This is a genomic window from Chryseobacterium sp. SC28 (assembly GCF_003932955.1).
In the GTDB taxonomy this organism is placed as follows: Bacteria; Bacteroidota; Bacteroidia; order Flavobacteriales; family Weeksellaceae; genus Epilithonimonas.
Map to the genome: position 1 here is coordinate 1 of NZ_QOVY01000031.1, position 15,931 is coordinate 15,931.

At 44.3% G+C, this 15,931-nt stretch carries 6 protein-coding genes and 1 pseudogene; 2 read left to right on the forward strand and 5 right to left on the reverse strand.

Translation table 11 applies throughout. The features are described from left to right. Positions 1–760: 760 nt before the first annotated feature. On the reverse strand, positions 761–7,180 hold the full coding sequence (locus DTW91_RS12200) for a T9SS type A sorting domain-containing protein (RefSeq protein ID WP_125203641.1): 6,420 nt from the start codon (positions 7,178–7,180) through the stop codon (positions 761–763). A gap of 234 nt (positions 7,181–7,414) precedes the next feature. Continuing rightward, the gene (locus DTW91_RS12205) at positions 7,415–8,194 is read right to left on the reverse strand and encodes a hypothetical protein (RefSeq protein WP_125203642.1); all 780 of its coding nucleotides are present in this window, start codon (positions 8,192–8,194) and stop codon (positions 7,415–7,417) included. Between the two features lie 372 nt (positions 8,195–8,566). Here DTW91_RS12205 and DTW91_RS12210 point away from each other — a divergent pair, with 372 nt between their 5' ends. After that, complete coding sequence (locus tag DTW91_RS12210) at positions 8,567–8,902, forward strand: DUF6150 family protein (RefSeq protein WP_125203643.1); 336 nt, start codon at positions 8,567–8,569, stop codon at positions 8,900–8,902. A gap of 51 nt (positions 8,903–8,953) precedes the next feature. Here the strand turns inward: DTW91_RS12210 and DTW91_RS12215 are convergent, their stop codons facing one another. Genes DTW91_RS12215 through DTW91_RS12225 form a run of 3 tightly spaced genes read right to left on the reverse strand, consistent with a single transcriptional unit; the run spans position 8,954 to position 14,828 of the window. Beyond that, positions 8,954–12,061, reverse strand: a complete 3,108-nt coding sequence (locus DTW91_RS12215) for a type I restriction endonuclease subunit R (RefSeq protein WP_125203644.1) — start codon at positions 12,059–12,061, stop codon at positions 8,954–8,956. Continuing rightward, a complete protein-coding gene (locus tag DTW91_RS12220; protein ID WP_125203645.1) occupies positions 12,058–13,284 on the reverse strand; it encodes a restriction endonuclease subunit S in 1,227 nt (408 codons plus the stop codon). Before DTW91_RS12220 ends, DTW91_RS12215 begins: the two co-directional genes overlap by 4 nt. Further along, on the reverse strand, positions 13,281–14,828 hold the full coding sequence (locus DTW91_RS12225) for a type I restriction-modification system subunit M (RefSeq protein ID WP_125203646.1): 1,548 nt from the start codon (positions 14,826–14,828) through the stop codon (positions 13,281–13,283). The genes DTW91_RS12220 and DTW91_RS12225 overlap by 4 nt, the downstream gene beginning before the upstream one ends. An 887-nt stretch (positions 14,829–15,715) precedes the next feature. Between DTW91_RS12225 and DTW91_RS12910 the strand changes: the two are divergent. Continuing rightward, positions 15,716–15,829: pseudogene (locus DTW91_RS12910) on the forward strand (integrase); the annotation flags it as partial. Positions 15,830–15,931 lie beyond the last annotated feature (102 nt).

Consider the following 15,931-nt stretch of genomic DNA (forward strand, 5'->3'; position numbering starts at 1 on the left):
CCAAGCCAAAGCCAACGAGTTTCCCACATTCCAACAAAATTTTTACAACAACAACAATAAATTATTAACAAAAAACTCTACTTTTGAGTGTGCCTAAAGTGGGTGAGATTACATGTGCGGCTATACTTCCCATCCCTATCAAGAAGAATAGGAAAGAATAAAAATATTTCATTTTTTGTCTATATTAATGGATTGTAAACTAAATAATAACAATTAGATAAATATATATATAAATATCAATGACTACAACATTTTTTAAAATAAAGCGCCTTTTTTTCGAAAAGCCATCATATACAAAGGATTATCAATATATTTTTAAACGATATTACTCAATTAAATAACACAATTATCCAATTTAATACTCCATTTTTCGTGAGTAAGTCAGACAAATCATCGATTTTTGCTGTCGAAACTTAGAAAATATAACCGCTTGTAGTCTCATCAATTTTACCTTTCAACACCTTTCGAATGGCGCTTTCCATTCAAAATACAAAAAAAACGTTTGTTATCAGAATTAGTACTATCCACCATATTGCTTTGGCAGTTTCAAATTTATATAAAGTCCGTCGAGTCGCTTTCTAAACAACTTATAATATTTTTGGTTCATAGAAAGTACATGTCACGAATCTTTTGGATCCTCTTTTTTTTTGAAATAGCCTCACCATCCTACAGACAAACCAAAAAAAACCCTACCGGAGTTCAGAACTCCGGTAGGGTTTTATGACGGGCTATCAGCTACTCTTTTCGGCTACCGCTCGATTTATTTTATAATCTTCCTCGTCCGCAGCTTGCCGGAGTTTTCTGCTTTGATGATATAAACCCCATTGGCCAAGACCGAAGCATCTATTCGGGTAGTTTTATCTTTCGAAAAAGTCGTGAGCACCATTCTGCCCGATGCGTCGTAGAGCTCTACTTTGCCTAAGGTGTGAGCCGATTGGATGACAAAATATGCCCCATCTCTGTACACCACAAAATCCGATTTTGTGGCACCATTTGTTCCCAAGACCAAATCATCTTTATAAACGATTTCGAAGCGCGTATTGTCCGTACCTTTTACCGCTTGGAAGCTATAAGAACCATTGGTCAGGTTCACGATCTTGTTGAGCAACTTATCTTTGAGATAGACGGTTTGACCACTGCTGAAAATACCTTCCGGATTTTTCAGCCCTATCGTATAATTGCCATTGGCAGCATAGACATTCCCCAACGGCACCACATCGGAAGTACCGAAGGTATGCGCCCTGCCTTGGATGGCCAACTTTTTGGCGCCCAAGATAGAATAGAATGAATCTGAACCCACCACAAACAATTCGGCATCATAATCGACTTCATAATTATTGGTAGCGCCGGGGATGTAGCCGACTAAGATGGTGTTGACCAGATTATTAGGCGCCGCCATCTCTAGCCAGAAGCGGTTTTTGATCGTATCCGATTTTTGGAAGAAGCCACCCCCAGCAGTCACCCGTATGCTGTTGTCAAAATCTAAAGGCAAATCCTTACCGTCGCTTTTGGCCTGCACAATGAAGGCCTGCCCAACTTTGATGATGCCATTGGGTACCATAGAACCATTGTATGGGTTGGAAGGATTATAAGTAGCGGGCGAACCACCGCTTCCGTTGTACACCGCGTAATTATTCCCGTCGTAGTCGGATCCGGCCTGAAAAGCGGTATAGCTGTTGTTGGTCCAGAAAAACGCGGTCGAATAGATCTTGGTGCTGTTGAGACCGAAGAGCAAATCGAAATTGATATTCGAAGGATAAGGATTGCCTACCAGGTTGTAGCCGTGTGAGGCGTCGGTATATTTCAAGTTGGCAAACTGCTGGGCGCCGTTGTTCGGAAGTCCTGTAAAGCTGTAGGTCTTATCATAGGGATTACTAAGGCCAGATTCTGCCCGCACTGCATAGCCTTTACCAACTTTGAAAGTAGGGTCCGCAGTTCCGACAAACGAATCGTTGTATTCTCTATATTCAAAGAATCGGTTGGCAGGAGTACCCGGCGAGAATCCGGCGCTACCCGTGGTGGCCTGGCCGGCTACCGGCGAACTCCAGTAGACGTAGTCCATCTGCGTCGCGAGATCGTTATTGATTTGCACGACATCTCTTTGCGACTGGATGTTGCCCGTATTGACGGCGTCTGCATCTTGCATCAGTTGCGCATTGTTTTCAAAAACAACCGAGCCTCCTGTATTTTGAATCCCTTTGTGGGCGTACAAGACATTGGCATTTGCCGATTCTATTGTTTTCAATATTTTCAATGTACCTGCACTCACCGTCGTCAGGTTATTGACCGTGAGGCTTGCCTGTTGCGATTTGGTTCCCGCAGTCGAAATTTTAAGATTCTCGTAGGGGATAAAGTTGGAAATAGTTTGGTCTGTCCCCGTATAATCTATCGTAGATCCCGGCTCCAAAATAATGATTGGATTATTTGTATTTTGAATGGCCGAGATGGAGCCACCGCTGAATCCGTCGGTATTGTTCACATTAAATTTTGCACCGCTCTTCACTGTGAAAACCCCGTTTGGTCCAAAAGACAATCCGTCCGTATCTGTCGTCCCGCCCACCACATTGGAGCCGGAAACCACCACCTTGGCGTATAGCGGCGTCGTTCGGATCTGCGTAGGCGCACCAGTGTACTCTATGGTGCTGCCGGCAGCCAAGGAATAGGTTCCTCCCATATCGGGTTTCAAACCTGCGCCTCCGAGGATCAAGGATCCGGCTGTCATAGTAAGGTTGGTGGCCTCGCTACCAAAGGTGTTGGTCTTAACATCCACGATGGTATTGGCACCGTCGATGGTGACGGTTCCGGCAATCGGGGTGATGTTGCCAGCTACGGTTTTGGTTCCGTTTCCGGTAAAGAGAAGATTCTTATAGTCTGTTCTTGTTGAAACAGCCTGATTACCTGCCAGTGCATAATGAACTGTAGAACCGTCGCCCAAAGTTATATTTGTGATGGCCGGTATCGCCGCATCTGTTCCGGAGAAGCCCTGTGCGTCTCTTGTAATAAAAGTACCATTGTTGACGATAGATCCTGCACCCACAACCTGATTCTCTCCATTGTTGTCAAACGTTGCTCCGCTGGCGATGGTCATCACACCGCCAATATTAAGATTATTTCCGGCAGAAGCTTTCAATGCCAAAGTTCCGGCAGTAATATCCAAGTTATTATTAACGGTAAGAGCGGCGTTCGCGGTTTTAAGGCCTGCGGTAGAAACAGCCAGTCTAGAGTAGACCGGCGCGGTGGTCACTATCTGATCGGTGCCATCGTAATTGATTGTACTACCCTGCTCCAAGACCACGGATGGACTGTTGGTGTTGTTGATGGCCGTCGTTGCGGAGCCCGACAAACCATCGACGTTCTTCACATGGAAAGTGCCACCACTTTTCACAGTGAAGGCGGAGCCGGTTTGCAAGGTTAACGAGGTAGTCGGCCCGGATAAGTTGACATTGCTTCCCGTGACATTGATGTTGCCATAGGTGGGTTCCACCCGGATATTAGTTACAGCACTTTCTCCAAACTCTATGGTAGAGGTGTTGGCCAGTGTGTAGGTGCCGCCTGCGTCGGGTTTTGTGCCACTGCCTCCTGTTTTGAAAATGCCGTTTCCGTTGATGATGAGATTGGTATCGGTTCCGCCAAAGGTTCTATTTCCGGCATCTACTGTAACACCAGGATTGATGGTGACGGTTCCGGTAATAGAAGTTATCGTGCCAGTTGTTTTGGTGCCGCTACCGCTGAAGCGGAGGTTCTTATAGGCAAAATCTGTAACGGCCTGATCGCCGCTTAAACCGTAAACCACCGTAGAATTATCTCCCAAAGTGGGTGTGATGCCCGGGATTGCTGTGTTAGGACCGGTAAAGCCCTCTTTGTCTCTGGTGATGAAGGTGCCATTGATGGCAATTGTGGGCGTGCCGCCGGAAGATGTCACAATCTTTTCTCCGCCATTGTCATAAGTTCCGCCTGCTGCGATGTTCAAGGCGCCGTCTGCGTTGCTAAGATTCAAATCGTTGCTGGCTACGAAAGTTCCACCATTATTAATATTAAGAGCCGTTTTAACAGTTGTGGAAGTAGTACTGATATTATTAGTAACATTCGCATTCACATTCACAGTTGCAAAAGTTGTAGAGGCACCAGTTACAGTTATGAAAGGCGTTGTAGTTGCACCATTAAAAGTATAGTTGGCACCTTCTGCAGAAAAGGTTTTAGTTGTTACCGCCACAGATCCCGGCACTCCCCCGGTATTGGCTGTAATGATGGTGGCATCCGCAGCCTGTGTAAAGCCCCCAGAACCGCTGAGCACATTAGTTCCAAAATCAATGGTGCCTCTGTTGGTGAGCGTTCCAGATGACAAGGTCACATTACTGGTCAATGTTGCAAGGCAGCCGGCAGTCACCGACAAGCCATTGGTGTTACCTAGAGTTAAACTTCCTCCAGACCCGCCTATTTCGGCATTTCCAGATAGGCTGTCATCTCCAATTTGCCATGAACCCGTTCCGCCGCTTATAGCCATCGACGCAGTTCCTACTGCAGTCACGCCATTTCTAAACGTTTTTTTACCATCGCCTTGCCACATTATGTTCACTCCATTGAGCTGCAGCAGACCATTAATGATTGTAGGTGATCCACCACCAATATTACCACCCGCAATTGCTGTAATTTTAAACACCGGAATAGTGCCGATAGACGCTCCCGGAAAATATGTTATTCCGGATGTTTCCGGCGCACTTCCCGTGGTATTCCATTCCAGAACTGCAGCGTCGTTCCAGATTATCTGCGAAGCAGCTGCATATCCAAAATTTCCATAGCCGGAAAATCCCGATACGTTGCTTCCGTCTCCTACTAATATTTTTCCACTGACGTTCATAGATGAACTGTCCACAAAAACAATAGTACTTGCATAAGATTTCCCTTCTTTAACTTGTAACACCCCACCACTTTGAACATCAATATCATGACCTGTTCCATCATTAATATTTAAAACAGCAGTAGTCGAGTTTACCACCATTTGTCCTCCACCGGCAATGACAACCTGGTCGATTGTTACGGTGGAATCTACTGTAATGGTATGTCCACTTCTGATGGTAATGGTGTTTGCAGCGGAAGTTGGTGCGCTGGTCGCCGTTATCCAATTGGTATTGTCCGAAGATGATTCCCAACTGCCGGCACTCGCCCAATTTCCTGAAGATTTGCTCCTGAAATAATCTGTAGCAGAAGTTGAAAAGGACGGCGTAGCACTCGTAGATACCCCAGAGCTCCAAAGACTTCCTTTTCTTGTGAAATAGGTAAAATGATAAGTCGATCCATTTGCCAGATTACTTATAGTCTGTGGAGAAGATGTACCCTTGTAAACCACATAACCTCCGTCAAAAGCGGTTCCGCCACCAAACACCAGACTGGCCGTATAGGCACTGCCATCTCCAGACGGAATGGTACCCGCTGCGCTCCCCTGTTTTGCCACGATCATGATTTCGTCATAGCAACTGCTAGGGTTTGCCCAGCTTACCGACGATTGCGCATTGCCATTGGTGGCTGCAGCTCCTGACACGGTAGGAACACTTATGGTGATGCTACTGCTTGCAGAAGAAGAAGTGAGTCCGGTGGCGCCGGCGGTAAGCGTAGCACTGCCCAGAGCAGTAAACTGCAAATTTGTGAATGTAGCGATGCCGCTTGTCGCATTTACCGCATAATTAAGCATTCCAAGACTTCCACTGTTCGACACAGTCACTTGCGATGCAAAGTCCAGATCCTTATTCCCATTGGCATCTGTAGCAGTTACTGCCGGCGGTGTTGCGAGATTGGTAGTAGGGCAGGCAGTAGCGGAAGGTTGCGTGGTAAAACGCAATTGGCTGGCTACCACGCTTACAGTGAATTGGTTGGAGGTGGTGGCGCTTGTAAATGTGCCGGCAAAAGTACTTCCGGAAGCGTTGGCCACAAAACCATGCGAAGCCGTTGGGATATTAAATTCCAAAACACCCTTATCCACAAGACCACTGCTCTTGAGATAGGTATATAAAGATAAAGTTTTTGTTGAATTATTAGCTACTGCTATTGGTGTTGAAAATGTAAGAACAATCCCAGCATCTGTGATATTTGTAGATGTTGGTGTAATCTCAGAAGCTCCGTCATACAAACGAACACCTCCAATAGTGGATGACCAGGCTGCGGTATTATTACTTCCCGGTTTTACCGTGATCTGAGTCACATTGGTCGGCAATCCGTCTGCAGTTCCTGCATCTACCACATTAAAATCAAAAACTTTCACAGCTGCTGCAGTGGTAGTTGCCAAAGAAGAAATATTAGCAGCTGCCGGCTGAGAAGCCAAAACAGGACCATTGACCTGAGAAGTTGTATCATTTGGTGCTGCCCATTGGGCGTATAGGGTTGCATCTGCGGAGAAAGGATAAGTAGCCCCGTTGGCATAATCTGTGCCGCTGCCATCAGCCTGCGTGTTCCATTTGGAGAAGGTGTAGCCTGTTCTGGTAAAGGTGTTGGCTATAAGAGCAGTGGGCGCAGAGGCCGTCTGAGTATAATCGCCGCCCGTGCCGCCCGTGCCGCCGCCGGTTGCACCATTGCCTTTGAAGGTGACGGTTTTGCCGGAAGGGTTTAACTTATATAGATACACCGAAGCTTGACCAGTACTGTAGCAGGAGAAAAGACCCCTAACATTATTATATCGTAAAATATTGCGTGACACCTGTTCGTTACTGGTTAAAACCGCTGCACCGTTACTAAAAGCGATAGTCCATGTGGAAGTTGTTGATTTTGTTCTTAGATAATTAGCACTATTACTAGCTGCATATAAATACCCATTATTAAGTGAATCATAAAGCGTCCAAGAATCTGGTGAACCTCCTAGAGTAAGTTCATAAGCATGTGTTGTATCAGTGTTATCTGTCGCGGGAGTTGTTGTCACAGTTATTATCCCTGAAGTATTGACTACTGTCACGTCTGCTTTAGGTCTATTATTAGTATTTTGATAGCCTAATGCTTGACTATTACCCGCTACATTAGTACTAACTACCAAATATTTGCTGCCAGCAACCAAATCGCTGGTACTCGTTATGAGAGTATAAGTTGATTGTCCAAACCCCTGAACACCCAAGAGCAAGAACATCAGACTTAGAACTAGGGATCTGAAAAGTTTATCTATTAAAAATGATAATTTTGAGAATAAATATGTTTTCATTTGAAAAAAATTGTCTATGTTGATTTATAGGACACAAATATAATAATATCAGAAATCACATGATGCCGCTCATTACAATATTATCAAAGATTTAATATTGGGGTCCATTGGTCTTGCCTCCGGGCGACGCCTCGCATCGGGCTAAAGCCCGCCGCTGTCGAAATAAATGGGATGCCGGATGAGCAAGATTCGCAAAGTCGCAAATCTCGATGAAGTTGGCGCCGTTTTTTCAAATCATTTGATCACCATCAGCTGGCTGTGCAGATTCTCGATGTGCAGGATTTTGGAGAAAGGGCTGCTGATGTTCTTCAGCTCCTCCTTGGCGTGGATGTAGGTATAGCGCGAGGCGATGTTGTACATATTGGAGACCAGCACCAGCCAGCATTCTTTGGCTTTGCAGTGGTAGAGCCGGTACTTGCTGTTCTTCTTTTCTATCACCTGGCGGATCTTCGCAGAATGCAGCTCATCGAAGAGCGAAAAGCGGTACTCCAAAAACAAAAGAACGCCCTTGTGATGGGGCGTTCTTCGGATATGTTTGATGAATTTGGTATTCTTGTGATTGGTGATGGCCGATGAGATTTCTTTAATGAGCTGCTCGGGTTGCTGGTAAAAATCGTCCTGAAAATAGTCGATATCGAGGTGATAGATGCCATAGAGGCTTTTGTAATCGGACAGCAATGCCTCCACGGTGCGGAAGATATGGTTGATATAGCTCTCCTTTTTCTTGAGTTCGAAATGGTTGATGATTTCCGAAACTTCTACCCCGATGCGTTTGCCTTGATAATTGATAATGAAATCGGGACTCTCGCCGGTGAGATTTTCGATCTCGATATCGGGGAAATGCGCGAATAGGGTGCTGAGCAGCAGGAGTTCTGTTTTCTTCTGATATTCCTCCCGTTCATGCAGGTTGGCGCTGCCAATAGAGTTGTACCACCTCATCAGATTGTCGGTTTTCCCCATTTTGGAAGCCACGCAAACGTCCAAATTTTTCTGAAGGTCTTCGCAAAAAATCATAGCGTTTTTTTATTTGAAATTAAACCTGCTTAAAATTACTAAATAATGGACTACAAAATACTTATGTGAATTAAAATTAATAATGAAAAGCAGAATTCCGACAGGCGGCTTTTGCAATTTGCGCTTTTTACAGACATGCGGGGAATGAAAAAACTTGTTCATAGAACCTTGATTTGCAATCTCAAGGCGTTTCTTTACGAATGATATTATTCTGAGAATTTTCCTTATATTTACCCTTACGAAGATCAACTTGGGACTGCTCGAGTTTTTAGAATTAGCACGGTACCTCGCAGGAAAAGAAAAGCTGGAGGTGCTAAAAAGAAATCGGAATTTCGAAAATTAATCAGAAAGGATCAAAAATTAACTGAAAAAATGAAAAAGATATTAATCTCAACCGGCATTTTGATGACCACTGTTTTTGCAAATGCGCAAAAAATATATTCGGTTGAATACGCAAATCAGGCAGACATTAAAGTATTTGTTGTCCCATACGAAAATCAAGCAGACTTGAAAGTTTACAAAGTAAAATATCAAAACCAAGCGGGCGGCAATGATGGCAAGTGGTTTTTTACGAGCTATTCCAACCAAGCAAACAAGAAGGTATATTTTGTAGAATACGCCAATCAGGCGGATCTGAAGATCTACTTTGTGAACTACGAAAACCAAGCAGGATGGAAAAATTCATCTAAAAAAAGCTTGCTTTATTAAATGGCTTCCTCCACATCATTTCCGATGGTCAATATCGGCCGTCCGTACTCACTAAATGGCACCCCCCACCCCTTTAAACTTCTCTACAAACGCTGCTATTTTCTGGAAAACGCTCTGCTTCTTAGTCAGATATTGCGGGTTCAAAGGACTCATTTTGGGCAGCAGCGCATTGAGTTCGGTTCCGTTTTCGCTGGCATATTCGCGTTTCAGAGAAGTGGCGATGTAGCGCCTCGCCTCTTCTGCATTGAGATGTTCTTCCGCAATTAATTCTAAAGCCTCCGCTTTTTGCTTGCTCTGAGCATACACAAAAAAGGAATCGATAATGCTTGCTTTATCCTCTATGGCGTCTAATTCGGTTTCGTTGATAAAATCCACTACCAAACTTTCCTTTGCTCTGTTTCCCACGCTGGCACGGATCACCCTGCGGATTTCTTCGATGAGTGCGGCTTTGTCCTTCGTCTTTTTGTTGTGATCGAAGATCAATTCCAGAATGTAATCCAGGTTGATCTCTTGTGATTTCAGCAAGTCCACTTCAAACACCACATCATCCCAATCAATGGTAGATTGTTCCGGTTCTTGCCCGCTTTTTTGCCGGCGCAGCCAATCTCTTATATCGTTGTAGGTGGATTTGTAATCCTGAATGGTCCGTTCTTCCAGCAACTGTATGTTTTGCATCGTCGCAATATCCTCATCGGTCACAAAATGCGTTTTTTTAAATGCTTCCACAGCGGCAGCATCATTGGGGTCGATGGCTTGAAAGGCTTTCAGGTGGCTAAATTCATCGTAATTCTGCAGGATGTTTTCGATGCGCAAATACTCGCCGAATAGTTTTGCAAATTCCTTTTTGTCTTTCTCTTTTACGATGGCATCCGGGTTCGGGAACTTTTCATTTAACTCGCGCACCACTTCCTTGTAACCCCGGCGTGCCTCCCCGGTCAAGATATCGGTAAACCCTTCCAAATATTCTTTGTAGCTCTTTTCCAGCACCACATTTTTGGTGTTGCTATCGCCGAAAAGCGTAATGGCATCTATGGTGTCTTTCTCCAAATCCCGGAATGTCACTATATTGCCAAAAGTCTTCGTAGCATCATAAATACGGTTGGTGCGGGAAAAGGCTTGGATCAAACCGTGGTAACGCAGATTCTTGTCCACAAACAGGGTATTGAGCGTAGGCGCATCAAAACCCGTGAGAAACATCCCGACTACAATGATCAAATCCACTTCTTTACTCTTTACGCGCTTGGCAAGGTCGCGATAGTAATTCTGAAACGCATCGCTATCTACCCCATAGCTGGTTTTGAACATCGCGTTATAATCAAGGATGGCCTTCGTCAAAAATTCTTTGGCGCTAAGATCCATTGCCGAAGGTTCAAAAGTCTCGTCTGCAATATCGCCGATGGCGTCTTGCTCTTCATTGGCTGCAAAGGAGAAGATGGTCGCAATTTTCAGCGGGCTGTCGCTCCCTTTTTGCAGACGGTTCAGTTCCTCGTAATAGCATTTGGCGGCATCTACACTGCTCACGGCAAACATCGCGTTGAAGCCCTTGTTGCTGCCTTGGTTTCTATGGGTTTTCAACTTGAAATTCTGCAAGATGTATTGCGAAATTTCCTTTATTCGGGCCGGGTGGAGCAATGCGGTTTTGTTTTCGGCAGCACTCAGCTTTTTCTCGTCGATTTCTGTTTCCAGGCTTTTAAACTGCGGCCGCACATCGTTGTAATCTACTTTGAATTTCAATACTTTTTCGTCTCTGATGGCATCGGTGATCACGTATGCGTGCAGTTCCCTACCAAACACGCTGGCCGTAGTTTCGGCTCCCAACGCATTTTCGGGAAAGATGGGCGTGCCGGTAAACCCAAATTGGTAGTATTTTTTAAATTTCTTTTTCAAGTTTTTTTGCGCTTCTCCAAACTGCGAACGGTGACACTCATCAAAAATAAAAACCACTTGCTTTTGGTAAATGGCCAGGTCGCCCTCCGTTTTCATCAGGTTATTCAGCTTTTGGATGGTGGTGACTATGATTTTGTTGTCGGGTTTTTCAATATTCCTTTTCAGACCGGCGGTACTGTCGGAGCCGTTCACGCTATCGGGCGAGAACCGCTGGTATTCCTTCATCGTTTGAAAATCCAAATCTTTACGATCTACCACAAAGAAGACTTTATCTATGAAATCCATCTGCGTGGCCAGTCGGGCGGCTTTGAAACTGGTGAGCGTCTTGCCCGAGCCGGTGGTGTGCCAAATGTAGCCGCCGCCCTCTGCGGTGGACCATTTTTTGGCGCGATACGAACTTTCTATCTTCCACAACATTCTTTCGGTAGCGGCAATTTGATACGGCCTCATAATGAGCAAGGTATCGCCGGTATCAAAAACGGAATACTTCAGCAACACCTCCAAAAGCGTTTTTTTCTGAAAAAAGGTAGCGGTAAAATCTTTCAGATCTTTAATCGGTGCATTGTCTGCCTTGGCCCAGTTCATCGTAAAATCGAAGCTGTTTTTGTTGCGCTCCACGGTGTTGGCAAAATAGCGCGTATCTGTACCGTTGGTAATGACAAAAATCTGAATGTACTTGTAAAGCGAGTTGGTGGTATTGAAGCTTTCTTTGGAATATCGGTGAACCTGATTGAATGCTTCGCGGATCGCCACGCCGCGTTTTTTCAGTTCTACCTGCACCAATGGCAATCCATTCACCAGAATGGTAACATCATACCGATTGGCTTGCGTTCCCATTTGTTCAAATTGCCGGATCACCTGCACTTTGTTGCGGGCCACATCCTGCTTGTCTACCAAATAAATATTCCGGATATGCCCGTCATCAAAAACGAAATCGTGAATATAATTATCTTGAATTTTTCGGGTTTTCTCCACCAGGTTATCGCTGGGCTTGTCCAAATACTCTTCTACAAAACGGCGCCATTCGCTCTCCGAAAATACCACTTGGTTCAGCGCTTGCAGTTGCACCCTTGCATTTGCCAACAGGGCTTCCGGCGTATTGAGGTTTGCCGGATGTTCATACCCTTGAAGGACTAAATCTTGCATCAACTCACGCTCTAAATCAGCTTCTGTTTGATAACCTGCAGGCGCTTCATTCACCATTGAATATTTGGTGTATTGATCTAAAACAATAAAGTTGTTGGATTCTGCGATGGGTTTGTAGATACTCATTGGTCCGAATTATGATTTTTAGAATGATTTGAATTTTGATGATTTTTGGTGTAATCTTTATTTCCCGCAGACAAGGGAAACGTCAGCAACTGCTCGCGGTAATATTCATACTGTTTTTTACGCTGCTCGATTTCTTTGGGCAGGCCTTCACTGATGGAGGTGGTGAGGGTATCGAATTTGTCGAGAATCGAAACAATGCGGGCTTGTTCTTCTGGTGAAGGAATAGGAATTTTAATTTTAGCCATATCTGTAGTGGAAACATCAATGACCTTTGTTCCTTTTGCATATTTTCTTTTTTGATTTGCAAATGTCTCTGTTTGAGTAAAATATGCAAAGAATTTACCTTCAATAAGTTTCGAGGGTTTAAAAATAGTAGCATGTCCACCCGTAACAGCTTGTTCTTTACCTAAATAAACTACCGCCTTCCCAACATCTTCTAAGTTTTCACTTGTATTTGTAATTACTACATCACCATAATTTACTTTACGTAACTTTTTTGCAGTTTCAGGGGAGACGAACGATTTAGTTTCTTTCGTAAAAGTTTTGTAATAGGTGTAAATCTGACCATAATGAATTGCGGGAATTCCACTTTCCGTAAAGTCTGCTTTAGGTAATCCATTACCTCTAACTAATTCCCCAACCTCCCCCAACATCTTCCACTCCACTACGCCGTCTTCAAAGCTCAGCAACTGCTCGCGGTAAAAGCCATACTGTTTTTTACGCGCTGTAAGCTCCGCTGTAAGTTCCGCTGTAAGCTCCGTAAAACGGTCGAGAATACGAACGATCTCTTGCTGAACGGGCAGCGGCGGGATGGGGATTTGGAGGCGTTCAACAACGAAATTATCTAATGTTGGTATGCCTGCAACCCTAACTCTTGATTTTAAGAAATGTTGTTTACCTATTAAAAAATAATAAAGAAACTTATCATTAAGTGCTTCTGAATGTTCAAGACAAAAACATCCATCAGAAGACCAAAATTTAACATCACTATATCCTACGGTTCCAGCTGAAGCCCCAACATTAATAATCATAACCGTGTGCGCAGGTCTATTATATCTTGAATAAAATCCTAACGGTTCCAAACCACCATGAAAAACAGCGTATTTTTCTTCGGGTGACAACATATCTCTAGTTAATCTTTTACCACGTAAAACCTTCATCACCTCCCCCAGCGTTTTCCATTCCACTTCCACGCCTTGCAATAATTGATCGAGCTTGCTCATATTTCCATTTCTTTAATGATTTGGTCTATCTCTCCGCGCAATTGGTTGATCTTCGCTACCGTTTCGGCAATCTCTGCATTCAGCGCTGCTATATCCACCTGCTCCCGGTGGTCTTTGGCAGCCACATAGGAACTTACCGAAAGGTTGTAATCGTTGGCGGCAACTTGCTCTTTGTCCACCGATTGGGCAATATGCGCCACCGCTTCTTTGCTATCGAAAATTGTCATTATTTTTTCGATATGTTCATCGGTCAGCACATTGTTGTTGGTGGCTTTTTTATAGAAATCTTCGCCACTGGCATCGATGAACTGAATGGTATTGTCGGTTTTGTGTTTAGACAGCACCAGAATGTTAACGGCTATGGAAGCGCCAAAAAACAGATTGGGCGCCATGGAGATGATGGTCTCTACAAAATTGTTATCCACCAGATATTTCCTGATCTTCTGCTCGGCACCGCCGCGGTAAAAAATACCCGGGAAGCACACAATGGCGGCTCTGCCTTTGCCCGAGAGGTAGCTGAGGGCGTGCAGCACAAAGGCAAAATCGGCTCTCGACTTGGGCGCCAGCACACCGGCCGGGGCAAAACGATCGTCGTTGATGAGGGTGGGATCATCGTTCCCGATCCAATTGATGGAATAAGGCGGATTGGACACAATGGCATCAAAAGGTTTTTCGTCGCCAAATTGCGGGTTTATGAGTGTATCGCCCAGCGCAATGTGGAACTTGTCGTAGTTCACGTTGTGCAAAAACATATTCATACGCGCTAGGTTGTAGGTGGTGTGGTTCACTTCCTGCCCATAGAAGCCTTCTTCGATAATGTGATGATCGAAATGTTTTTTGGCTTGCAACAGCAGCGAACCCGAACCACAAGCCGGGTCATAAACCTTGTTGACGGCAGTCTGCCGGTGCATCGCCAACTGGGCAATGAGCTTGGAGACGTGCTGCGGCGTGAAAAACTCACCGCCCGATTTCCCGGCATTGGCGGCATAATTGGAAATCAAAAATTCGTAGGCATCGCCAAAAAGGTCGATTTGATGGTCTTCAAAATTGCCGAAATTGAGCGCTTCTACGCCTTTCAAAACGGCTGCTAAACGGGCGTTCTTGGCTTCTACGGTATTGCCGAGTCGGGAGCTGGTGGTGTCGAAGTCGGCAAACAGTCCTTTGATATCCGGTTCGGATTCATAACCATTGGCCGAACTTTCTATGGCATCGAAAATAGCTTTTAGGTCGGTGTTGAGATTGCGGTTGGTGTGAGCCGTTTTGGCGACATTCACGAACAGCTGACTGGGATAGATGAAGTAGCCTTTGGATTTGATGGCGTCGTGTTTTATTTCGGGGGATATCAGCTCATCGGCTAACTGGGCATAGTTGATATTTTCATCGCCGCCTTCGAGGTAATCGGTAAAGTTTTCGCTAATGAAGCGGTAGAAAAGCGTTCCCAGCACAAACTGTTTAAAATCCCATCCGTCCACCGAGCCTCGGACCTCGTTGGCAATTTTCCATATTTTAGCTTGTAATTCCTGTCTTTGTGCGGTGCTTGTCATTTTTATGTTTTAATAAGTTTTTGAGGGGCTGCGTCTCCACTTTCAGCAATTTTTTGCCGATTTTCAAGTGTTTTTGTAAAGATATAAAAATGAGATTGTCTGCAAAAATTATTGTGGGTTTCTTTGGCTCTCGTTGCAGGTTTCTTCGAGAGCGCTTCGAAAAAAGTACCGTTTTTCCGAACAAGACTCGAACACTTCTCGAACACTTCTGAAAGAAAAGGCTTTTTTTTCTGTGTTTTAATCACCGAAAAATGGAATGTGGGAAAAGAGGATTTCCAGCGTTTTTTTTCTGCTCCTTTTTTGGGTTTTGTTCGACTCTTGTTGCAGGTTTCTTCGAGAGCGCTTCGAAAAAAGTACCGTTTTTCCGAACAAGAGTCGAACACTTCTCGAACAGTTCTGCAAGAAAAGGCTTTTTTTGATGGGTTTTAATCGCCGAAAATTGGAATGTTGGAAACGAGGATTTCCAGCGTTTTTTTTCTGCTCCTTTTTCGGGTTTTTTTCGAGTTTTCTTTCACACTTCTTCGAAAGCGCTTCGAAAAAAGTACCGATTTTCCGAACAAGAGTCGAACAGCTTTCGAACACTTCTGCAAGAAAAGGCTTTTTTTGTGGGTTTTAATCGCTGCAAATTGGAATGTTGCGAAAGAGGATTTCCAACGTTTTTTTTCTGCTCCTTTTTCGGCTTTTCTTCGAGTTTTTCTTGCACACTTCTTCGAGAGCGCTTCGAAAAAAGTACCGTTTTTTCGAACAAGACTCGAAGAGTTCTCGAACACTTCTGCAAGAAAAGGCTTTTTTTGGTGTGTTTAATCGCCGGAAAATGGAATGTTGGAAAAGGGGATTTCCAGCGTTTTTTTCTGCTCCTTTTTCGGGTTTTCTTCAAGCGGAACAGATTGAGGTATATTCAAGAGTTGTTGGGACATAACAGTAGTAAAACCACTGAAATATACACCCACGTGAGTACTAAAAGTATTCAACAAATTAAAAGTCAGTTTAATGATTTGTAGGATTATAAATAAATACTATATTTGATAAAAATACGCTACCGAGTAGCGAGTATCCTCCCATTTTGGGTGTATAGTCGCTAGTTTATAGCGAGTATAAACAAG

What these genes read in the sequence shown, in the direction of transcription:
- DTW91_RS12215 (WP_125203644.1), bottom strand. Translation starts at nt 12,061, where the DNA reads ATGAGTATCTACAAACCCATCGCAGAATCCAACAACTTTATTGTTTTA.
- DTW91_RS12225 (WP_125203646.1), bottom strand. Translation starts at nt 14,828, where the DNA reads ATGACAAGCACCGCACAAAGACAGGAATTACAAGCTAAAATATGGAAA.
- DTW91_RS12210 (WP_125203643.1), top strand. Translation starts at nt 8,567, where the DNA reads ATGAAAAAGATATTAATCTCAACCGGCATTTTGATGACCACTGTTTTT.
- DTW91_RS12220 (WP_125203645.1), bottom strand. Translation starts at nt 13,284, where the DNA reads ATGAGCAAGCTCGATCAATTATTGCAAGGCGTGGAAGTGGAATGGAAA.
- DTW91_RS12200 (WP_125203641.1), bottom strand. Translation starts at nt 7,180, where the DNA reads ATGAAAACATATTTATTCTCAAAATTATCATTTTTAATAGATAAACTT.
- DTW91_RS12205 (WP_125203642.1), bottom strand. Translation starts at nt 8,194, where the DNA reads ATGATTTTTTGCGAAGACCTTCAGAAAAATTTGGACGTTTGCGTGGCT.